This window comes from Deltaproteobacteria bacterium (genome assembly GCA_019308995.1).
Classification (GTDB): Bacteria; Desulfobacterota; Desulfarculia; order Adiutricales; family JAFDHD01; genus JAFDHD01.
The window spans coordinates 17,697-38,733 of the sequence record JAFDHD010000017.1 but is presented as its reverse complement, the minus strand read 5'-3'; the positions used below and the strand labels follow the sequence as shown (position 1 = coordinate 38,733).

Here is a 21,037-nt window from a genome sequence, read left to right as displayed (position 1 = left end):
ATGGAGTTGTGTGAGGCTGGGGCTTTCGGCGCTGTGGGCGTGGGAGCCATCATCAACGATCAGAGTGGTGGCGCCGCTTAGCGTTACCTCCAGATAGGGGTCTTTGGTAGTTCCCTCTTCCTCAGCATAATAAGCGCCATCTCTTTCTCGACAGCAAACCTTGAATGTTCCGCTTCCAATAACACTCTGTAAATCAGTTTTCCCCTGAGCTGATAGCGTCATTGAATTGTATTGATCAATCAACCAATCAACCACACTATAGTACTCGCCAGTGAAAGCGTCATAGTCAATTGCAGCGAGAGTGTCCCCTTGTGTGCCCTTTTGAGCACAAACGTTGCCCTGTGCGTATGTATATCCATATACATTAACAGAGCCGGAACTTACAGTGCCACTCAGACCGCTTACATCGAAATAATAAAACGATCTGTGAATTCGATAGTCAGCACCTATTAAAAAACAAGTGTGCGCCAAGCCGGAGCATGTCTCGGCCGCCGAGAAACCTTCTCCAGTTTCGGCATCATGTGCTACATCCCAATCGGCATCAGTGTAATAAACACGACCATCTGCCGTAGAGCTGTAGACTGTATCAGCGTCAATCAGAAAATCCTTGGGAAGGTCAGCCCGGGCAAAGTCCTTGCCTGGCTCTTTGATATAGGTATATGTGCCATCTCCATTATCAATTAACGAGTGTTTAACCAAGTCCTGTATAAGATCACCATATTCACCTTCCAAGGGCCTGAATGTACTTGCATCTATTATTTGAGGCTGGACGATCCTGAATCTGAATTCACCCTGATCGTTGTAAATCCAGTATTCATCAAGGTCGGCGCGGTGTTCGATTTTCAGGCCTTTAAGGTGAAGCTTGAAAGCGATTCTGAAATCCTTGATTGGACCTGAAACCTTGACCATCTGGCGGGTGCCTTGGCGCGTGGAACGGACAACGACGCCGCCCAGATCAACGGCGATAGGAGAAACGACCTGGTTCTTGCTTAGATCAATATTCTGGGCCTGGCCGTCTAATTTGATTTCCTCGATGGAGAATTCAAGCTGCTCATCACCAATGGCCTGGTTGAAGTCCGGGCGCAGGCCGAGGTATTTATAAAGGCCAGCGTCCTTTCTGAATCCAACTGAAACGACATTCCGTTTGCGTAGGAAAATATCTCCCACGGCTGAAACCGCTTCCTCAAGCTGCGCTATCTGAATGGGCTGCAAGGCACCTGATTCGTCCATGAAATAATGCGGGTTGTGCGGGCCATAGCAGCGCACGGCTTTACGGCCGTCGCTGTATTCAATGAGTTCCTGTGTCCTGGATAACGGGCTCTTGTATGATTTCTCATCCATGTCAGATTCAGTCTTTAATCTCGGCCTGCAACCGATGAAATGGAATTTCCGTCTGGGGCCAGGGAGAGCCTGGCGAAGTAATCCTGATTACAAACCCCTTCTAAAAGATGTCTGAAATTACCTCGCCGTTCTGCTCTCCATCATGGCAATTTTTTGCCTTTAAGTATTTTCCTGAACGGCTCTTTATCGAACTTAAACCGCCCGGCCACATACCTGACCGGGATCCATCACTCCTTTTTCTTGCTTCTTCCTTTTCTTAAAGGAGGCCTTTGAGAACCCTGAATCGCCTTGTTTTCAGGGCTGGAAGGCTTGAGAGGCCCATGATCTTTTTTAATGATGGTAACTATCCCGGTCTGGGCATACTTTAAGCCGATGTGATCCGGCACCTCCCGTACCTCCCCAGCCTTAAAAAAACGGTGACGTCTCTTGAATTTAACCAGCATGATTAATCTGTAATGGCTGAAGGCATGTTTTCCTGGCTATACCGCGCCTGACTCAAGACGGCGCACATAGAAACCAGGGTTGCCGCCGCGGGATCAGTCATGCGCACGCGGATGCAGTCATACCCTTCTGACAGCTCGTCAGCCGAAATTTCAATGACGTAGAAGATATTGTCATTGGTGCTGGTCGAGATGCCGTTTGCGGCCGAAGTGGCCGTTAATGCCTCCAGGGTGTCTCCTTCGGCCGTTTCCTCGGCGCGGTAGTTGAAGCCCATGGCCTGAGCGCCGGTTCCGTCAACGGCCTTGGCCTCTTCCACGGTAATCTTGCCAGCCGCGCCGGTCACACCCAGTTGAATCACAATGGTCGCCCACCTGTAGTTTTTCAGGCTCACATAGTCGCCGTCCAGGCCTGAGCCATTCACGTCCACAGGCGGACCCATGTTGACAATTTTTACCTTTTCACTCAGCATCTTTCCTTCTCCTTTTTCAAAAAAGGGCTTAAATATTTCCCCGCTTTTACTTATGATTCTCTGGCAGCTAAAGTTACAAAGGGACTCAGGGTGCTTCCGCCCTTGTGAGGCGTCAGCGGCGCCTCCCAGATAGTCTGGCCGTCCAGGCGATAGGTGAACCTGAAGGTGGTTTCATCATAGACGAAGCGCACGTGAATGCTTCGGGCCGAGTCCACCCCGCCCTTATCCACAAGGAGGTACTGGCTGAAATCGGCCAGGATAATGTCTCCTTTAGAACCCAGACTCTCGCAGTATTCAACCGGGATGACAGGCCGACCGAGAAGCTGGCTGTAAGGGCTGTCGTTCAAGCCGCCGGTGGGAAGATAAACGGCCACGCCGCCCTGGCCCACCGTCATGGTCATGGTGTAGAGCTGCGGCTCGATGTCCTGATTGATCAGCCAGACGGCGTTTGGTCTCGACCTGCCCCACATACGAGCCCACATGTTGACGATATTTTTAAACTCAACGGTGTTCGCCCCCTGCTCGCTTTCAGCGTCCACGGTAATCAGACAGTCAGAATTCATTATTCCCAGCGGCTGGTCCGAACCAAGACCGTGGATAATGGCGTCGTCAATCTTAAAACCGAATTCCTCGCTGAACGCCAGCCTGATCACCGCCTCCAGCGCGGTGGCGTCATCAAGAAGTTCATCCGTGGCATAGCAGAGGCCGGTGAGCTTGCCTAGTTCGAGGCGCATCTGGCGAAACTTTGGCTTGCTGGCCGTATACTCATCGGCCTCACCCGCCCAGAAAGCCTCAACGCCGCCCCAACGCGAACCGTTGGCACGGCTGGTCTCGGCAACGGTATTAATTTTTAGGGCGTTGGAATTGGAACTGATGGGAATGCGCCGGCAGCGGGCCGCAATCACGCCTGTTTCATAGGTTCGCCTCAGCAGCTCGGAAACGAAACCTTCCTGAATCAAAAAGCCGCCGTCCGAAGGTACATTTTCACCGAGTCCCGAAGCTGCCTTGGTTGTCAGCCTGGGATCCACCGCGCCGCCGGGTTTGCCAGCCTTGACCACGGCCATAAGCTGTTCACCAAAAAACTTGAACTGACCCGGCCTTTCTCCCTTTCCAGTTTCGTTTTCCTCTGCCCCAGGCCTGAAGTCCGTGCGGTCAGCCTTCTTAAGGGAAGCAAGAAGGCTCTCCACAGTGGCTTTCAACTCTTCCCGGCTGGGTTCGCCCGCCCGCTTCAAGGCTTCAGCGACAATCGTCTCAACTTGTTCAATAGAAACTTCCGTCATTTTTATCTCCTCCTTTTAGGAATTAGTTCCAAACCACTATTTGAAGTAGCTTTTAAAAATTTTTCAAAGAGACCATCAGACAGCCTCACGAAAAACCCGCCTTTTTTCATAGCGGAAGTGTGACCTTCCCGGTGATTCTGGCCAGGGTGTGTGTAAATTCCCTTGAGGCTTCTTTGACCTCTTTCTGGAAAACCCTGGTGATCGCTGGCAGAATCCTTTCCAGGCCTTCCAGGGTTATGACATCGCCCTGGAGATCCTTTTGTTCGCACTTCTTTTTGAGCCGTTCGATCTCCGCCTTCAGCGCTTTTTTCTCGGCCTCAACCCTTTCGATCCGATTGCCCAGATATATCAAGGCCGATGGAGAATCACCTTGTTCCGGCTCCAGGGGTGAAGAAGTCCAGGCTCCCGGTTTTCTAGCTTTGTCTTCGAACCGTTCAGCCTCGCTGGCGGTTACCAGACCCTTACTCACCGCAAGCGCCAGAGCCTCGGGGTTAGCAGGCACGACCACGTCTGAATACTCATACAGGATCCATTTCTTGATGATGCGCCTGACCAGATTCCTCTGGTCCTTTTGCACCCAGCCCCTGCTAACCACATCCTCCAGTTCCTCTCCAAAATCATCTTCCCCGACCCAGGTAGTTTCAACTGCGATAAAGCCTATGGATTGAGCCAGCGGGAAACCGCGCTGACGAAAGAAAAAAATCCTTTCGGCAAATGGATTGATATCTCCTGGCACATAAACGGTTTTGGCGATCACCTTTTTTCCCAAAACCCTGATCCACTCGTTACGGCCGATAGGGAGCTCCTGATAGCGGTGCCCAAAAAGGACGATCGGATGTCGGCGAAAGGCCTGGTCGTTCATACCGTCCGGCCGGAGCACGTCGCCGTCGCGGTCAACATCACCCGTGGAAATAATGCTAATAATGGACCGCTCTTCTTCATTAACCGCCTCCTTGGCCAGAGGCGTAGCACAGGCCTTACGAATCAGTTCCAACCCTTTTTCCAGGCCAAAACGCCCGGCCAATTCATCAGTGACCACAATGCGTTCAGTTGAAACATCAGTCTGCATCTTCCTTCTCCGTTTCTTTTTTCGCTGAAAAGGGTTTCCCTAAAAAATCAACAAACCGCCCTAGTCGTCCTTCCACGGCTTATCTCCCCAACTGACCGACGGCAGGCCCTCTCTTTTCCTGACCTCGTTGATGGTCAGGAAGTTTGTGGTAAGCCCAGCCTGTATCTTCTTCAGCTCAAACTCACGGTCGGCTGGCACTGGATCGTCAAAGGCCACGAAGATATTCGGCGCATAGCGAGGCATGAGGCTCTCGTTTATTTTTTCCTCGATCCGCCAGAGTCTGGGCCTGATGGTATCCCGCTGGTACTGCTCCTCCCCGACCTTGGCATTGGCCAGGTTCACGTTTTCCGCGGTGACCTTGGATAGCGGCACGCCAAAGGCGGCACAGATTTCCTCCCGCCCCATCTTGCGGCCAGCCAGAAAAGAAAGCTCTCTCGGGCTCATGGTGATGTTCTGGTACTTAAGCCCGGCGGCCAGGACCGCGATCTTTCCAGCCTTCTTGACCCCGCCGTATCTCTCGGACCACATCTCCCGCAGCGTCTCAATCTCGGCCTTACCCAGGGTTTGATCCGTGGTCAGTACGCCTTCCGGCCGAGCCATGTTGCTGAACAAGGCATTCTCAAAGGTTTGCATGTTTTCAAATATGTTGTAGGTGTCAACCACGGCCATGAGCGGTGAACGGCCGTAGCGCATATTCGCGGGGTTGGGAAACTTGAAGTGTACGACCTCCTCTGGAGAGAGGGTCACCTCCTCGGAAGCAAGTCTGTAGGTGTACCCGGAAATAAAGTGATCTTTTGACCCGACAATGGAGGTGTGCTGCGAAGGTATAAGCCAGATCTCAGCCGGCAGGCCCAGGGCGTTAGAAATCACGTACCAGTATGCATTGCCAGTCAGTTCCAGAAAAAGCTCGGTCGTCTCAAGCAGGGTAAAGCGGCCTATGAAGGAATTTACATTCTTCATTAAATTTAAAAACGGATGCTCTTCCACCTCCTCGATGTCGAGTCCCTTTCTGATCCAGTCTTTGAGCCCCGGATTTGAGGCCAGGAAATCTTTGACCTCAAGCTCAACCGGGCTGGTCTTGACCAGAGTCCTTTCCTTATCGCTTCGGGCCGCATAAAGACGCATTTTGCTCGAAGCCACGGCCGCTGCATTTTTTTGCGCGCAGACGTAAACCCAGTGCTTGTTTGCTTCGATCTGGCTCTGGTAATGGCCAGGGCGGATCAGCTCGCGACCGTCCTGCCAGGTTGTGGTTAAAAGTCCGGGCATAAGACCTGCGCTTGACTTTAATCCGCTGCGACTAAATCTTGCTTTGACCCAGGTAATCAAACCCATGTTCGCCTCATTCGTTAGTTCTTGATTCCTTGGAAATATTCCATTAAATCCAAAACATCTTTGGTCCGCTTGTGGCGGCCATTTGATATGCCCCGGAAACGCAGTCAATCTGGTCATCCTGGGCATCGTTTTTCCCGGTGAACCTGGCGCATTCGCCTAAGAATTCCGTGACCCACGATCCCCGGATCAAATACACCTGACCAGCCTCGGCCCGGGCGATCCAAGGCAAGGCCCTGGTCAGCTTGTCCGCCATCGGACGCACCCCTTTAATGGAAAAGGCCGCCAGATCCGGGTCCCGCGTGAGTTCGTCCACGAACCCCTGCTGCTGTCCAGCAGACTCTATGCCGATGGGTATCTCTTCCGTCCTGGCTGTTAGAACCATGATTTTGCGCGTTTCCGGCCAGATCCACTGACCTCGAATCATATCTCGAATAAAGACGTCGCCGTCATCGCTCATGGCTAAAGCAGCGGAGGCGGTAAAGTCGGCTGTCTTTTTGGCTGAAACAGCCAGGTCCCAGTACCGCACCCAGGAAAGCCCTTCCGGCGCCTTATCCCTGATCTTGAACCAGCTCGGCTTGATCTTCGAACCACCCGGCGGCGCCGGACGCTGCTGGTACAGGGCCTGCCAGTCATAGCTTCCGATATTGGCCTTGACGGTCACGAGTTTTTCTTTAGGGAATCTTTGCGGCCAGAGCGGCTCGCCCACGAGCCGACCGAGCGGATCATTTGCCTCGGCCATGGCTGGCAGCTGAAGGACGGTCCAGGTGTCGGCGTATGGGTCTTCTTGCTGCGCCTTTACCAACCGGCCTGACAGGTCATCCTCATGCCACCTGGTCTGGGTGATCAATATTCGCGCTCCTGGCTGCTGCCGGGTATAGAACGTGGAGGTGTACCAGTCCCAGACGGCCTGCCTGATCGTCTCAGATTCGGCCTCCATGCGATTCTTGACCGGGTCGTCAATAATGCCGAAGTCAAATCCCCGGCCGGTGATGCCGCCCCTGACCCCGGCACACTTGTATACCCCGTGGCCGGTCGTTTTCCATTCATCCACGGCGTTAGGTGTACGGCTCAGCCTGACCCCGGGAAATACCTCCTGGTACTTACGACTGGTCAGGATGGCCTTAGTTTCGCGGGAGAGGGAGTTGGCCAGGCCCTGGCCATACGATACAGCCAGGACCTGAGCCGAAGGATACCGCCCCAGTATATACGCCGGGAGCCTGCGGCTAACCAGCTCGGATTTGCCATGCCTGGGGGGCATAAAAACCATGAGGCGAGTGATCTCACCCGAAACCCATTGGTCCAGATACTGGCAAAGCAGCCGGTTGTGAGGGGCGGGACGGTAACCCGGGAAGGTATAGGTGGTGAGGTCAAAGACGTGTCGGCGGGCTAGCTCCCGGCGAACGTCCAGTAAAATGGCTTCTTTGGGGATGCCCCTGTATTTGGATGGTAATTCTGATTGGGCCACGGCTGGAATCACTACTTTTCCTCACCGACCAAAAGCCGAAGCTGTTCATCGGTCAACATGGATAAATCCAACTCTAGATGAGACTCAGGCCGCAGAGAATCGCCTTCAGCCCCGGTAATCTCGGCCCTTTCAACATAGCCGCGCTCTTTCATCTTCGTCTTGGCGTAAAAAATAAGCATCCGGGGGTCCCCTTCCTGACATTTATGGATAATCTCCGCCTCGATCATATCCTTGACCCGATTGCACTCCTCCCCGTAAACCCTGGCGGCTGAGGCATAGCGTTCGAGATATCGGTCAACTAAGCAAATTTGTATGCCCAGTTTTGAGGCGATAACACTCCTGAGACCGAGGCTGTCCTTGATGGCTTCCATTACCTTTTCTGCGGTGATTTTGTTTGTCCTGGGCATTTGAAAATCCGCTTAACCCTCCATACTTCGAAGGCAAGTCTGAGGCATGAAATACCAGCGGTCAAGCCGACTGAAGGCGTCAGATCAGAGTAAAATAAGGTCAAATAATGTCAGGATCAGGTCAAATTAAACCAGGGATTTTTTTGTTTTCGCAAAAGGGAAAAGGCGGGATGAAAGCGATGTTGCTGTTAGGGCCGGTGTGATGGGTGGGTTTGTGGAGCGCAGTCTATTTTTACATCGGGGGGAACCTTTTTAAAAATGGTATTAAGTGTTCCCTCGTGCAGGAATGAAATATCATTGATTATTAATAAGCCTCTAAAATACTGGTTAGCAGAGGTCGCGGATTATTAAGCAGTTTCATACGGTAATAATACCTTCCATAAACATGACGGCGCGGCCGGCAATCTCCACCCGGTCCCCCAGGTCCGCGCAGAATAACTCGCCGCCCCGCCGGGAGACCTGACGGGCGTGTAAAGTCTTTTTATTCAGCTTCTGCGCCCAGTATGGGGTTAAAGCACAATGAGCAGAGCCGGTGACCGGGTCTTCATCAATGCCAAGTTTCGGCGCAAAAAAGCGGGACACAAAATCCACATCCTTTCCCTGAGCCGTTACGATCACGCCTTGTAAATCCAGCTTCTTTAACTTCTCCATGTCCGGTCTTAATTGGATGATGTCCTCCTCGCTTGAAAAAACAACCAGATAATTCTCAGAGGATAAAACTTCTAGCGGGTCTTTGCCAAGCCCGTCCAGTAATTCTTCAGGCGCCTCACATACTGTGGGTGGCTGTGATGGGAAATCCATGGCCAGCAAGTCATTCTTTCGCTCAACGGTAAGATTCCCACTTTGTGAGCTGAACGTAACTTTATTGTCCTCTTTATGATAATAATTGAAAATCACAAAAGCTGAGGCCAAGGTAGCATGCCCGCATAAAGGAACCTCTGCCACCGGAGTGAACCAGCGAATATGGTATCCATTCTTTTCAAGCACCAAGAACGCTGTTTCGGAAAGGTTGTTCTCCTGGGCAATGGCCTGAAGTAATGAATCGTCCAACCATGTTTCCAGGGGACACACCGCCGCAGGATTTCCGGTAAAAACCTGACTCGTAAAGGCGTCAACCTGATAAAGAGGTATCCTCATCTTCTAACTGACCTCCGAATTTTTAGTCTGGGTCTCAATTTAAAATTTGTGGGCTTCAATCTATCGAGACAACCACCTTTCCGTCTTGAATGTCCACCTTGTAAGCCGTTAAAGGGCCTTTGGCCGGGCCTGAAATCACTTGACCGGCATAGTCAAAGGTTGATTTGGAAATGCTGCAGCAGCGCAGGTTTTCAGTCTCAGCCAAGGGATCAATACGCCTGCCTGAATGGGTGCATTTATTTTTAAAGGCGTGGAAGCTACCATCATGTCCATGCATCACTAAAAGCCTCTCGGGAAGCCCTTTTTTCTCCAAACGAACGGCGCTGCCAGGATTAGAAAGTTCCGGCGCGCCTCCCAAATCAATCTCAACCTTGCCTCCTGCATACTGCCAGCATCCTGGATCGCCGGGAGGCCTGGTTTCGCAAATGCCAAAAAGCCTTTTGAACAGACCCATTTCCTCCTCCTATTCAAAAAAAATAATAAAATAGTACTTGATATAGCCCGTCAGATAACCAGCACCAGACCAATCAGGCTGGCGCACGCAATGTTCTTAACCTCAGATTCATGACCAATGGTAACGATTTTCCATCCCGCTCGTTTGGCAATGGTAAAGACGTCAAAACCACAGGCTTCCATGGCCGGACGGGCCTGGAGCGGATGACGGCAGTCCTCACCCTCCAGTACGGCGCAGGTTTGTTGAGGCAGACAGAGCGAGCACTCACCCGCGGCAAAACCCATGGCCATATAATAGCCCATGTGGAAGGCCCTGCCTTCCAGCCTGGCCACCATCTCCTTGTGCTTTAATTCAGTGGGCACATGCCTGACACGCCAGTTCTCGCCTACAAAATCCGACACCTCGGCCTCGAGCTGAAACAAGATGCCATAGCTGTACTCAGAGACGATCTCTCGGGTAATATCAGGGGTGAGCGGATTATGCGGCGGACACATGATGCTGCTGCCATAGAACTTACAGGCCGGAATAAAGCACCTGGCCCAGGCCGAGGCACGAATGATCAGGTCAGAAGTTGGTATAATCACCGCCCGGTCGGCCCCCAGGGAGATGACATAATTCCTCAGCTCTTCCAGATCGCTCAGATAATCCATGACTTCTGCCTTTCCTTATCTCAGGTGACTCTGCTTATTTCTGGATGGACTTCAGGTTACATTCAAGTCTTAAGGTCAGGCGAAATGTTGAACGCCAGTATATGAAATCCATCATCCCTTTTTCCGATTATGGTCAAATGTCCCCGGCCCATGTGACCATCTTCAAGCCCTGGCCCGTGATTTTTACAAAATAGCCAGATGGCAGCCATAAAAAGCAGACAATGACCCACGATCAGGACAGGTGTCTGCCGCCCGGCTTCCAAACCGGTCAAAAAGGCTCCAAGCCGCTTTGCCACATCGTTCAGGGTCTCACCGCCGGGGAAGCCGCGGCTGGCCAAGCCCTGCTCCCAGTCTTGAATGACCCGCTCATAGACCGCCCAGGTCCGAGGTTCATGTTCAGGTTCTCCATCAAGGACACCAACGTCAATTTCCAGCAGATCGCTGGAGAATACGGGTTCTAGCCCACAGGAGCGGCTCACGATTTCCGCTGTCTGCCGAGTTCGAAGCAAGGGGCTGGCATACATGGCTGAAAATTCAACCGTCTTCAAGGATTCGGCTTGTCTTGAAGCCTGATGAATTCCATTGTCAGATAAAGGCGGATCTATTTTCCGGGCAGCAAACACCTGCCTCACGTTGGCCTCACTTTCACCATGCCGCAGAAGATATAAGGTCAGGTCCGCCATCTCGTTTTTATAATCACTCTCAGGCTCAACTAGAAAACATGCACCGGGAGATCACTTTTTACGGAGTCTGTAACGAGGCACCCTGGCCTTGACCGGATAGATAGGGTTAGCCTGCGTCCACCAGCCCAGGCATGAGCTGGCATACAGACCCAGAAAACCAGCCCAGCCAATACCTTTAGAAAAAGTCTCCGGCCAACCGGTTTTTTTGGAGTCGTATCTTGATTGTATGTCATGGATGATCCCTCATGAAGAGCGCAGTTAATCAATTATAGTCTTATCAAAGGCAATTTTCAAATCTGGGTAGATGTCAGCCGGGCAAACGTTCAAGATAATTAAGAAAGAGATTAAGAAATTGATCAGAGACGAACTTTAAAATAGAACACTTATTATCAAAGGGTGATATGCGAGTTTTTCAAGTTCTAGGCCGTAAAATTACCTTAGATACCATAGCCCAAAAATATTAGCAGCTTCAGGCTTAACGCCTCACGAACTGACTTGGCAGCTTTTTTTCTTGGTATAAAGGGAAGTTTATGGTAGCTTCAGACTGAAGCCTAACATTCTTAATCGCTGTTAAAGCACCAGGGCGTACCTGTGCTTGAGGAGGCATGAAAAGTGGAAAAAAGATGCGTTGACGTGGGATGGCTGCCCAAGGGAGGGCCTTACTCCCATGCCGTCGAAGCTGGCGGGCTCATATTTGTTTCAGGAATGGTCCCGGTAGATGTGGAGAAGAACCTCAAAATCATGGATGACATCAGGTCCGCTACCGACCTGGTCCTTAATAATATTAAAAAACTTTTGGAAGCGTCGGGCTCCGGCTTAGACAAGGCGGTCAAGGTCACGGTTTTCCTTCGGGATATGAATAACTTCGAAGCCATGAATGAGGTTTACGCCACCTTTTTCCTGGAAAACCGACCAGCCCGTTCATGCGTGGCCGTTAAGGAATTACCCGGGAACTTTCCCGTGGAGATTGAGTTGATCGCCCTGAAGTAGTCTCCGCAAAGAAGAGCTCTAACGGAGAGAGGAAGGCACAACCTATGGAAAGAGATAGATGAGATGACCCGGAGGTTGGGTATTGACGATGGGAATTTATTCAGTACTTTTAAGAAAAGAAAATAAAAAGGAGGCACAGCTATGCTGGTCAAAGATTGGATGAGTAAAGATGTAATTACCATTGACGCGGATGATTCCATGATGGATGCTATCAACCTCTTGAAACAGCATAATATTCGGATGCTGCCAGTGACCCATAAGGGTAAGCTGGTCGGAATTGTTACGGACCGGGACCTGCGAAGTGCATCTGCGTCTAACGCTACCACCCTGGAGATCCATGAACTTTTGTATCTCACTTCCAGAATCAAAGTAAGAGAAATCATGACTGAAAATCCCATGACCGTGCCTGTGGATTATACGGTGGAGGAGACGGCTGAAGTGCTTTTAGATAATAAGATCTCCGGTGTTCCGGTTCTTGATCATGACGGTAAGATCGTGGGTACGATAACTCAGACAGACGTTTTCAAAATGATGCTTTCTGTAACCGCACTTACAGGAAAGGGGCACGCTCAGGGGCTTCAGTTTGCTTTTCAGTTAGAGGACCGGTCGGGGACGATTAAGGAAATCGCCGACATTATCCGATCATTTGGCGGCCGCCTGGGAAGCATCCTTAGTTCCTATGAAAATGTGCCAGAAGGTTATCGCAAGGTCTATATACGCGCCTTTGGACTTGACCGCGAAAAACTTCCGGAAATCATGGAAGAATTCAAAAAAGTGGGCACCATACTTTACATGGTGGATCATCGCTTAAACACAAGGGAAATATACATCTAAACCCGGAGAAAAAAAGACATCATGTGAAGTTACGTTAGCCGTTAGATAAAAGGGCTAGTTAGAGTGGGAAAATTGATGAGCGACCTTCATTTTAGATTCATGTCCTTCGGTTTCATGTTTCGTGATCTTTTTTTACCTCCGAAAAATATACTGGCAGAAACAGGAATTTCTCCAGGTATGCTTATCCTTGATTACGGCTGTGGCCCTGGAAGTTATTCCATTACTGCGGCTGAAATGGTGGGAGAGGCCGGGAAGGTGTATGCCTTAGATATCCATCCCCTTGCTATTCAGAGCGTAAAAAATACAGCTTCTAAAAAGGGGTTGAAAAATATTGAGTTCATTCATTCTGATTGCGACACCGATCTGCCAGGAGAAAGTATAGACATCGCCCTATTATACGACACCTACCATAATTTAACCAACCCGAATCAAGTATTAGAGGAGTTACACAGGATATTGAAACCTGATGGTATCTTATCTTTCCGAGATCACCATCTACCGGAAGATGAAATAGACTTGAGAGTAACTGAGCAAGATTTTTTTCGACCATCAAAAAAAGGAAGGAAAACATATAGTTACGTTAAAGGAGAATCACAATAATCCCCGGATGACTCCTCCTGATTTTTGAGATACCTCTAGGCATGACTCCAACCGGAGGGCGCTAAAACTAAAGAAGCGGGGCTATTTCTGCGGCCTTTGGAAACAAACCGAAAAGACCGCCCGTGTGGATAAAGATTATTCTGTTACCAAAGACGAAACGATTGCGGCCAAGTTCCTGGGTCATCCCGTAAAACGCCTTGCCAGTATAAACCGGATCAAGCAGAATCCCCTCGGTCCTGGCGACATCGCGAATGAGGGCCAGCTCCTCAGGCCGGGAAAGGGCATAGCCGCGGCCGACATACCCATCGAGAATTTCGATCTCACGTTCAGGAGAGAACTCCAGGTCAAGCTCATAGGCGGCCATGGCCTTTTGGCAGATCTTGCTAATTAAATTTACAAAATAATCACGATTGGCAGCCACATTTACCCCCACCACCCGGGTCTGTAGACCGTGCAGGCGCACGCCCAGGCATAACCCGGCGCTGGTCCCGCCTGATCCAGTGGCATGAATAATGGTTGTCTCCTGAACTTCATCACCAGCAAGACCAGCCAGATCATGCGCCAGCTCCTCGGCCGCCCGAATGTATCCCCAGGCGCCCAGAGGGTTGGACGCGCCCTCGGGTATCAGATAGGGCTTTCGGCCCATCTTCTCAAGAGCCGCCGCTTCCCGCTTAAAAATTTCATCACGGCGGAGATACTCTTCAGATGTAATCCAGACAATCTCTGCGCCCACCATGCGATTAAGCAGAATATTTCCTTCAGGTGACGGTGGGTTCGACGGATCATCAGTGCGGAGGATCAATCGGCTTCGAAGCCCCAGCCTGGCGGCCGCGATTGCTGTGGCCCGGGCGTGGTTTGATTGTGCTCCGCCGCAGGTAACCACGGTATCAGCCCCCTGAGCCAATGCCTCAGCCAGCACAAATTCCAGTTTTCGAACCTTATTGCCTGAAAGAGCCACTCCAGTCAGATCGTCGCGCTTGATGTAAATCTCGACGCCGAACTTTTCACTCAGGCGCCTGAGCGGTTCCATGGGCGTCGGAGTCTGGGCCAGATCAATACGCGGTGGATACGATATTTTTTTTCGTGCTTTCATAGTAATCTCTCCAACTATCTATGAGCCTGCCAGGTCTGGTCACAGAAAAAATCTGTGACCGCTTTGAGGATGATTAAAAAACAAAGGAATATCAGTATGGCATCACCATGACGTAGGCCAGTTCGGGTGCCAGGGTCGTTCGGCCTCAAAGGCGCGGGCGGCCTGAAGCACCAGGTCATCGCGGTGACGCGGTCCAACGATCTGCATCCCCATGGGCAGGCCAGCCTTGGAGAGCCCGACGCGCACCGTCGCGGCTGGGTGCCATGACAGATTAAAGGGAATCGTTAAAGCCGCTACACCGGCTATTATCTGTTTTCGACCCTCGATTTCCTCTGGGAAAGGTCCTTTAGCCGGTGGAGGATCATAGGGAACGGTGGGCGTGATCAGCAGGTCATAGCGATTAAAGATTCCCGCGCACCAGCCATTGAGCTCTTCACGCTTGCGCGCCGCCTTTGCCCACCACTTAGGCGTGATGGACGAAGCAGCCTTTACTCCGGTGATAAAGGCCCAGCCAAATTCCGCCTCATGCTCGGGCAGGAGCTCGTGTATTTGCGCCGCAATTTCAAACGAGCCCAACAGGCCCCATTCGCGGCCGATCTCCGGAGGCCCTCCCTTAACCTCCTCCACCTGATGACCGATCTTTTCAAAAACTTTCATACCTTCTTCGACTGCAGCCGCCACGTCAGACTGCACCACAGCGTAGCCCAGATCAGGGGAGTAACCGATGCGTAACGTCTGAGGCAGTGTCTGACGCACCGCTTCCAGGTACGAAACGCCCGGGTGAGGCAGGGTGTTCGGATCACACGGTGATGCACCAACAACCTGATCCATAAAAAGAGCCGCATCTTCAACCGTTTTGGTAATCGGGCCATAAACCGCAGTGTCCCCATAGGTCCATAGCTTCCTCGGACCCATGGGGATGCGGCCAAAAGAGGGCTTGAGACCGAAGGCGCCGGTGAAGCTCGCAGGAATGCGAACAGAACCGCCTCCATCACTGCCGGTCACAAGCGGCAGAATGCAGCCTGTAAGCGCCGCTGAAGAACCGCCGCTGGAGCCGCCGGGGGTACGTTCTAAATTCCAGGGAGAGCGTGTTACACCATAGACAAGGTTCTTGGTAATGGCGGTATAGCCGAACTCGGGCGCGTTGGTTTTGCCCAGAACGATTCCTCCAGCTGCGCGCAGCCGGGCCACCTGGGTTGAGTCGCGCTCAGCGACCTGATCGCGAAAAGGAAGAGAACCCAGCGAGGTTACAAGTCCCTCAGCGTCCTCAAGATCTTTAACTCCAAAGGGTATCCCTTCGAGGGGCCGGGTCTGCCCTTTCATGATCCGCTTCTCTGCCTCAGCAGCGTCGGCTAGAAGCGCTTCCCGGTCGCGCATGGCCACCACGGTATTTAGATCAGGATTGGTTTCCTCAATCCGAGCAAGTACGGTTTCCATGAGTTCGACAGGCGAGACTTTCCGATTTTGAATCACCCCGGTGAGTTCTAGCAGGGTAAGTTCGAGCAGCTTGTTCATGATTCCTCCTCGATCAATTGATTATTAATTTGGTTAATGTTCGCTACGAAGAGCATATCAAAACCAAACCTTTATGTCTTCTCCTAAACCGGTGAGGCAGAAGATCGGCCTGAACCATAATTCAAATCGCTTCCGGTTCTTCCACTGTTCGCTCGTTTTGAATATCTCCTGTATTGACTGTTGATATTGGTTCAAAGAGAAGCACATGCGCTTCTTCTTCAGCCACCGGCTTATGTTCGACGCCTCTGGGAATGATGAAGAATTCTCCCTCGTCCAAAGCCACATTTTGATCGCGAAGCTTTATGATTAACCGTCCCTTTATCACCAGGAACATCTCATCCTCAATCTCGTGACAATGCCAGACAAACTCGCCTTTCAGCTTGGTGAGCTTGACATGCTGACCGTTGAGCTCCCCGACGATTTTGGGCTGCCAGTATTCATTAAAAAGACGGAATTTTTCAGTAAGATTTATTTTTTCCATCATGCCTCCTCAGTAATAACTTTGAATTGAAATGGTGCTTTTCCCCGCGCCTGAAGTTCATTGCTTGCGAATTACCAGTGCTGGCAGGAGTGGATATCACCGACCTGGATGAGGGTTAAGGATTTTTCGGCAACTATAAAAGGCTCAGCCAGGAACATCACAGGGTTAAAGGGAAACAAGAAGAACTCCCAACTCTATATCAGGAACGCTCCGGGGATTTATTAATCTTCAGAAATTAGAGTTTGGATTTTGACCAAAGCAACCGTGGTTGTCAAGCGAGAATGGCTGTTTGAGGAGAAATCATATGATTAAAAGCACCACTCCCCCTCACAAAACTACTCCAGTAATTCTTCTCTTAACAAAGCGATTGTTTCATCACCAACGCCGGTCTTGGTCTGGATGTATTCTTCTATACTGCCATAGGTCCGGCGCAGGTGATCAAGCAGACCGGTGATGAGGTATTGAGGTGCGGTGAACCAGGGGATCACCTTTTCAGGATTAATGCCCATGGCCTCGAAGCGCTCATACACTTTGGCCAAAAGATCGGCAATATAAACATTGCTCAGACCGTGATCATATATAACCGTCTCCTCGGGCACACCGAGGGCCAGAAGCACCAGGGCGGCGCATTGGCCGGTCCTGTCTTTGCCTCCGGTACAATGCCAGACCAGAGGGCGATTCTCGTTTTCAGCCAGACGTTTAATAACTACCCCCCAGGTTGGGCCGAACTTCTCGATATTATTGATATAGTCGTTGATCATGAACTCCTCGGTCAACCAGTCCAGATCACCATTTTTGATTTTATTATACGCGGTCACCGGATCAAGCTCCCCTTCAATAGGGAGATGAAGATACTTAATCGAATCCTCTTCTGGCAGTTTATCGGGCGCGATATTCACTTCGTTTAAGCTCCGGAAGTCACAGACGAGTTTAAGGCCTAAGCGGCTTAAACAGGCCTGATCTTCATCGGTCAGCCTAGCCAGGCTGTCAGCACGAAAGACATGGCCCCACTTGATCCTTTGGCCGTCCCTGGTCTCATAGCCCCCCAGGTCTCGAAAGTTAACCGAACCCTTAAGATTCACACGCCTTTGCCCTGCAATCATCCCGCGTCCGCCCTCAGGGACTGCTTCAAAGTAATAGTGAACCCCGGGCTTAAGCCCGTCAATAGCGGCTGACGAGGCCCCGGTTACCGTGGCCAGGGGAGTGGTGTGGTCAATGTTCTCGGGGGACGTTCCGGTATAAATTGTAACAACGCTGACTCGCGGAGAAGCTTCCCACCTGATTTTATAGCTGTCCCCCTCTTTCTCAACTTCAAGATTTGATAGACGGTATTCACTCTGTACCATATCCTGTTCCTTTCTCAAGCCCTGCTCAAATTCCATGCATCATAGGCCAATTTCAATCGGTATGCCAGAACTTTCAGGGTAAAATATTTTCAAGAGGGTTGCCCAGCTAAAAATTGACCTCTGCCGCCTGGTCTGGTATCTTGAGGCAAACAGTGATGGAAAATTCGCAGTCAAAAGCATTAACGTCAGGCGAGGCCAAAACGAAGTACCCGGAACTGGCCGGGCTTCTTGAAGCGCTATCTGATGACACCCCTTTAACCATGGCTGAACTTGCCGACCGTTACGCGCCTGGCCGACTCCTGGACAGGCTGGGGGCCTGCGCTGTTATCCTAAATTATCTCAGAACAGATAAATAGTAGAGAAGGGCTAGTTTGCAAAAGATCCTGTTAATCCAGATGCTGGCCATGGGTGACCTTCTTCTGACCACTCCCCTTCTGGCCGGACTGAAAACAAAATACCCGGATGCTCAGGTTCACGTTCTGGCCAATTCCCTTTATAGCCGCATAATGAAACCCAGCCCTAGCGTTGACGAATTTATCGAGCTGCCTTTAACAAGGCTGTATGAGCTGGCCAATCAGGCTGAAGATCAGGCCGTGCCTGGGACGCTCGCTTTTCTGGCTGCATGGATTGAAAAGATTCCTCATGACTTTGACCTGATCATCAATCCCTGTTTCAATGACATGGGCGGAGCACTCGGCTTTCTGATTCGATCCTCCCGGCTAATCGGCGCCGCGCTGACCCGTGAAGGGTACCTCATCTTTCGCGGCGACTGGCCGGCCTGCGTTTACACTCACGTCCACGGCCCTAGCCTGAACCCCTTCCATCTGGCTGACGCCCATTGCCTGGCTGTCGGCGTGAGGCCGCTTAAGCCAGGTCTTTATTTTCATCTCACCAATGAAGAACTCCTTTCTGCCCGTCAGTTTCTCTCCACCGGGGGCGTCAGCCCTGACGACAGGATCGTAGCCCTCCACGTTGGCGCGGGTCTTGACTACCGGCGCTGGCCGGAAGAAGGTTTTATCCGTGTGGGACGGTCTCTTCAGGAAGAAGGCTTTCGCATCCTGCTGACCGGATCAAAGGCGGAACTGCGGCAGGTTACCCGCGTCGCTCAATCCATCGGGCCAAAGACTATCGTGGCTGCAGGCCGAACCGATCTGGGGATGCTCGCCGGTCTGCTCGAACATTGTCAGGCCCTGGCCAGCAACGATACCGGACCCATTCACCTCGCCGCCGCCCTGGGAGTGCCTTGTGTAAGCATCTTTCTGGGCAAGGCCCAGTTCAGAGCCACCGGGCCTTACGGAACAGGGCACCTGGTCATTGAGGCTGGCCTCGACTGTGCTCCCTGTGAAAATCCGACCGCCTGCTCCCACCTTCGCTGCCGGGAAGTCATCACCCCGGAAGATGTTTTAGCTGGCATGAAGCACGTCATGGGCGAGCCTCTTCACCGGCCTGCCGGTTCCAGGGCCAGATTCCGCCAGGCTTTTATTTCGAATGACGGCTGGCTTGATTGGAAACTCATAACTCCAGACCCAAAGGCCGGGATCATTTCCGCGTACCGCCAGGTCTGGCTCTCAGCGCTCGACCCGGGTCCGGAGATGAAAGCTCCAGCCGGTAAACTCCCACCACCACCTCAGAAAGAACCTTTTTCCCAGTTTGATCTCCTGTCATCCCGCGCCGTGAACACTGCGAGAATGATTCTCAGCAAACTCGAAGGCAACGCCCTGCCCAGTGAACTCCAACAGGACGTCCAGAAACTCAGCCAGGTCTCCGAAAAAATCAAGGAATTGGGGTTCAATGAAGAATTACTCAAACCCATGGCGACTTATTATGTCTTGAGGCTGGCCGGCCTTGACAGTACAGAACCGATCAAACTGGTCAGGGACCAGTTGAATCTGTACCTTAAAGTTCAGGCCCTGGTTCGACTCCTGGCTGAAAAATTGAGCTAATGGCGGCAGGTAGGTAGGACGCGCTTTAAAGGGAATCCCTTATTTCAAAGGGATTCCCCTTAAACGATCACCAGAGATTTAGCCGCCGGATGGCGGACCAGGGGCGCCAGGCAGCTCCGTTGGAACAGTGGTGGTGGGTACGGACGGCCACTCAGGCAGCATTGTCTGAATTGTGGTCGTGGTTGTGCTCGTGGTGCTGGTAGTCGTGCTCGTGGTGCTCGTAGTAGTGGTTGTGGTCGTAGTTGGTAGAAAAGTCGTAGTGGTAGGTTCGGTTGTTGTAGCGACCGTGGTCGTTTCCTCGGTCGTGGTCTCCTCAGTTGTCGTCTCTCCAGTTGTAGTGCCAAGGGTGGTCGTGGTCGTCTGCTGATCTTGAGCGAGCAGGCCTTCCTGCAGCTCTTTCAGTTGCTCCTCTGTGAGCAGAAGCGGTTTGGTGGGTGGGTTTCTTCCGATGACATCGGTAACGAAATTAGGCGGAACAACGATATAGTCTTCGGGTGAGAAGCGGTTACGGACCTCGATTTCGTTCTCAAATGAGGCCACGCGGGTGATCTCGCCGTCTATAATCCAGACCAGGAAGACGGTCCCCCTGACTCCCACGATAGTGGTACTGGTGGCTACATTAAACTTCCGGTCCCGGTATCCCACGAAATCATTGACATAACATTTGGCCTTGCCCCAGAGCAGGCGGAGACGTGAGGATCGTTTCTTCTTTTTGGGCTGGAAGACGTATTCATTGATGATCAAAGCGCTTTTAGAGCCGATGCTAATGATACTCTGGTCAATAAAGACAATCCTGACCTTGGCGTTCTTATCCGTCCTGATACGGTCATTTAGATAAACCGGTGTGCCAAGTTTAACCCGCGTTTTTCTCCAGCTGTACTTATGAGTAATGACAGCCTTGCCTTTGACCACGGTTACAGCCCCGACCCTTTTTTTCTTGGCCTCAGAGATGGAAGGCACGAGGAGGAAGATAATAAGAAGTAAGGCAATCCAGATAATAGCGCTTTTTGCTTTCATATTGTCATCCCACCCTTGTATAAAATCCAATAGTACTTATTAAACAATGAAAAGTCAATCCCGTGCAATGATTAAAACGGCCACCGCCATTGACCAGGTACAGCTAGTGTTGGAACACGGGCGGCCAGATTGTGAACCGAGGAGCCAAAGCCAGCTTGCTTTTTGCTTTACATTTAATGGCTTGCCTCAGAAATTTTTATTTGAGCTCTCACTTGGCGCCTGCCGCGCCGGACGAGTCGCTTCCTATTCGCCCTAACAAATTAATAAAATTTCTAGCTATATAAATAAAGCTATCATAGAGAACGCTTACGAATCAAGAAAAAAATTGCAGCGGTCACGCGGTCATGAGGCTGTGTCTTTCATTTTTTATCAGCGATCTGATCGCGAGATTTCAGCCTTGAAAATTCTGATTCAACCCTGCCCAGCTTCGTGAGGAAGCTTTTTACTCTTGCCTCATGCAGGTCTAGCTGTTAGGCTTAAGAACCTTGAG

The 21,037-nt window shown here is 51.4% G+C and carries 22 protein-coding genes; 5 read left to right on the top strand and 17 right to left on the bottom strand.

All coding sequences use genetic code 11. The features are described 5' to 3' along the window. The 12 genes from JRI95_05165 to JRI95_05110 form a co-directional block, all read right to left on the bottom strand. A partial coding sequence (locus JRI95_05165) for a hypothetical protein (protein MBW2060938.1) occupies positions 1–1,341 on the bottom strand: 1,341 nt, incomplete at its 3' end. 227 nt (positions 1,342–1,568) lie between these two features. Continuing rightward, a complete protein-coding gene (locus JRI95_05160; GenBank protein MBW2060937.1) occupies positions 1,569–1,727 on the bottom strand; it encodes a hypothetical protein in 159 nt (52 codons plus the stop codon). A 59-nt stretch (positions 1,728–1,786) separates the two neighbouring features. Beyond that, positions 1,787–2,251, bottom strand: a complete 465-nt coding sequence (locus tag JRI95_05155; protein ID MBW2060936.1) for a hypothetical protein — start codon at positions 2,249–2,251, stop codon at positions 1,787–1,789. A 50-nt stretch (positions 2,252–2,301) separates the two neighbouring features. Continuing rightward, positions 2,302–3,531 carry a phage major capsid protein gene (locus JRI95_05150; protein MBW2060935.1) on the bottom strand — a complete coding sequence of 410 codons (1,230 nt, stop codon included), beginning with the start codon at positions 3,529–3,531 and terminating at the stop codon, positions 2,302–2,304. A 106-nt stretch (positions 3,532–3,637) separates the two neighbouring features. After that, complete coding sequence (locus JRI95_05145) at positions 3,638–4,600, bottom strand: hypothetical protein (protein MBW2060934.1); 963 nt, start codon at positions 4,598–4,600, stop codon at positions 3,638–3,640. 60 nt (positions 4,601–4,660) lie between these two features. Continuing rightward, complete coding sequence (locus JRI95_05140; protein ID MBW2060933.1) at positions 4,661–5,866, bottom strand: phage portal protein; 1,206 nt, start codon at positions 5,864–5,866, stop codon at positions 4,661–4,663. A 109-nt stretch (positions 5,867–5,975) separates the two neighbouring features. After that, entirely contained in the window at positions 5,976–7,409 is a 1,434-nt protein-coding gene (terL, locus tag JRI95_05135; GenBank protein ID MBW2060932.1) for a phage terminase large subunit, read from the bottom strand. Continuing rightward, the gene (locus JRI95_05130; GenBank protein ID MBW2060931.1) at positions 7,409–7,804 is read right to left on the bottom strand and encodes a hypothetical protein; all 396 of its coding nucleotides are present in this window, start codon (positions 7,802–7,804) and stop codon (positions 7,409–7,411) included. Before JRI95_05130 ends, terL begins: the two co-directional genes overlap by 1 nt. Positions 7,805–8,161: 357 nt before the next feature. Then, positions 8,162–8,941 (bottom strand): PhzF family phenazine biosynthesis protein, encoded by a 780-nt coding sequence (locus tag JRI95_05125; GenBank protein ID MBW2060930.1) that lies wholly within the window; start codon positions 8,939–8,941, stop codon positions 8,162–8,164. A gap of 55 nt (positions 8,942–8,996) precedes the next feature. Beyond that, a complete protein-coding gene (locus tag JRI95_05120; protein MBW2060929.1) occupies positions 8,997–9,395 on the bottom strand; it encodes a Rieske 2Fe-2S domain-containing protein in 399 nt (132 codons plus the stop codon). A gap of 50 nt (positions 9,396–9,445) precedes the next feature. Next, on the bottom strand, positions 9,446–10,045 hold the full coding sequence (locus JRI95_05115) for a DUF2284 domain-containing protein (GenBank protein MBW2060928.1): 600 nt from the start codon (positions 10,043–10,045) through the stop codon (positions 9,446–9,448). Positions 10,046–10,107: 62 nt separating this feature from the next. Beyond that, complete coding sequence (locus tag JRI95_05110) at positions 10,108–10,728, bottom strand: histidine phosphatase family protein (protein MBW2060927.1); 621 nt, start codon at positions 10,726–10,728, stop codon at positions 10,108–10,110. A 612-nt stretch (positions 10,729–11,340) separates the two neighbouring features. Here JRI95_05110 and JRI95_05105 point away from each other — a divergent pair. The 3 genes from JRI95_05105 to JRI95_05095 all read left to right on the top strand — a co-directional run bounded on the left by JRI95_05105 (position 11,341) and on the right by JRI95_05095 (position 13,152). After that, entirely contained in the window at positions 11,341–11,718 is a 378-nt protein-coding gene (locus JRI95_05105) for a RidA family protein (GenBank protein MBW2060926.1), read from the top strand. Positions 11,719–11,859: 141 nt separating this feature from the next. Then, a complete protein-coding gene (locus JRI95_05100; GenBank protein ID MBW2060925.1) occupies positions 11,860–12,552 on the top strand; it encodes a CBS domain-containing protein in 693 nt (230 codons plus the stop codon). Positions 12,553–12,651: 99 nt separating this feature from the next. After that, positions 12,652–13,152 carry a class I SAM-dependent methyltransferase gene (locus tag JRI95_05095; GenBank protein MBW2060924.1) on the top strand — a complete coding sequence of 167 codons (501 nt, stop codon included), beginning with the start codon at positions 12,652–12,654 and terminating at the stop codon, positions 13,150–13,152. Between the two features lie 67 nt (positions 13,153–13,219). On the opposite strand, the gene JRI95_05090 is transcribed toward JRI95_05095, so the two are convergent. From JRI95_05090 to JRI95_05075, 4 genes are all read right to left on the bottom strand, one after another. Next, positions 13,220–14,245 carry a D-cysteine desulfhydrase family protein gene (locus JRI95_05090; GenBank protein ID MBW2060923.1) on the bottom strand — a complete coding sequence of 342 codons (1,026 nt, stop codon included), beginning with the start codon at positions 14,243–14,245 and terminating at the stop codon, positions 13,220–13,222. A gap of 102 nt (positions 14,246–14,347) precedes the next feature. After that, on the bottom strand, positions 14,348–15,760 hold the full coding sequence (locus JRI95_05085; protein ID MBW2060922.1) for an amidase: 1,413 nt from the start codon (positions 15,758–15,760) through the stop codon (positions 14,348–14,350). Positions 15,761–15,881: 121 nt separating this feature from the next. Further along, positions 15,882–16,241, bottom strand: a complete 360-nt coding sequence (locus JRI95_05080; protein ID MBW2060921.1) for a cupin domain-containing protein — start codon at positions 16,239–16,241, stop codon at positions 15,882–15,884. A 335-nt stretch (positions 16,242–16,576) separates the two neighbouring features. Continuing rightward, the gene (locus JRI95_05075) at positions 16,577–17,587 is read right to left on the bottom strand and encodes a tyrosine-protein phosphatase (protein ID MBW2060920.1); all 1,011 of its coding nucleotides are present in this window, start codon (positions 17,585–17,587) and stop codon (positions 16,577–16,579) included. A gap of 155 nt (positions 17,588–17,742) precedes the next feature. Between JRI95_05075 and JRI95_05070 the strand changes: the two genes are divergently transcribed. Together JRI95_05070 and JRI95_05065 are read left to right on the top strand one after the other, a co-directional pair. Next, complete coding sequence (locus JRI95_05070) at positions 17,743–17,943, top strand: hypothetical protein (GenBank protein ID MBW2060919.1); 201 nt, start codon at positions 17,743–17,745, stop codon at positions 17,941–17,943. Between the two features lie 15 nt (positions 17,944–17,958). Beyond that, positions 17,959–19,530 carry a glycosyltransferase family 9 protein gene (locus JRI95_05065; GenBank protein MBW2060918.1) on the top strand — a complete coding sequence of 524 codons (1,572 nt, stop codon included), beginning with the start codon at positions 17,959–17,961 and terminating at the stop codon, positions 19,528–19,530. A gap of 78 nt (positions 19,531–19,608) precedes the next feature. On the opposite strand, the gene JRI95_05060 is transcribed toward JRI95_05065, so the two are convergent. Next, positions 19,609–20,547, bottom strand: a complete 939-nt coding sequence (locus JRI95_05060; GenBank protein ID MBW2060917.1) for a FecR domain-containing protein — start codon at positions 20,545–20,547, stop codon at positions 19,609–19,611. Positions 20,548–21,037 lie beyond the last annotated feature (490 nt).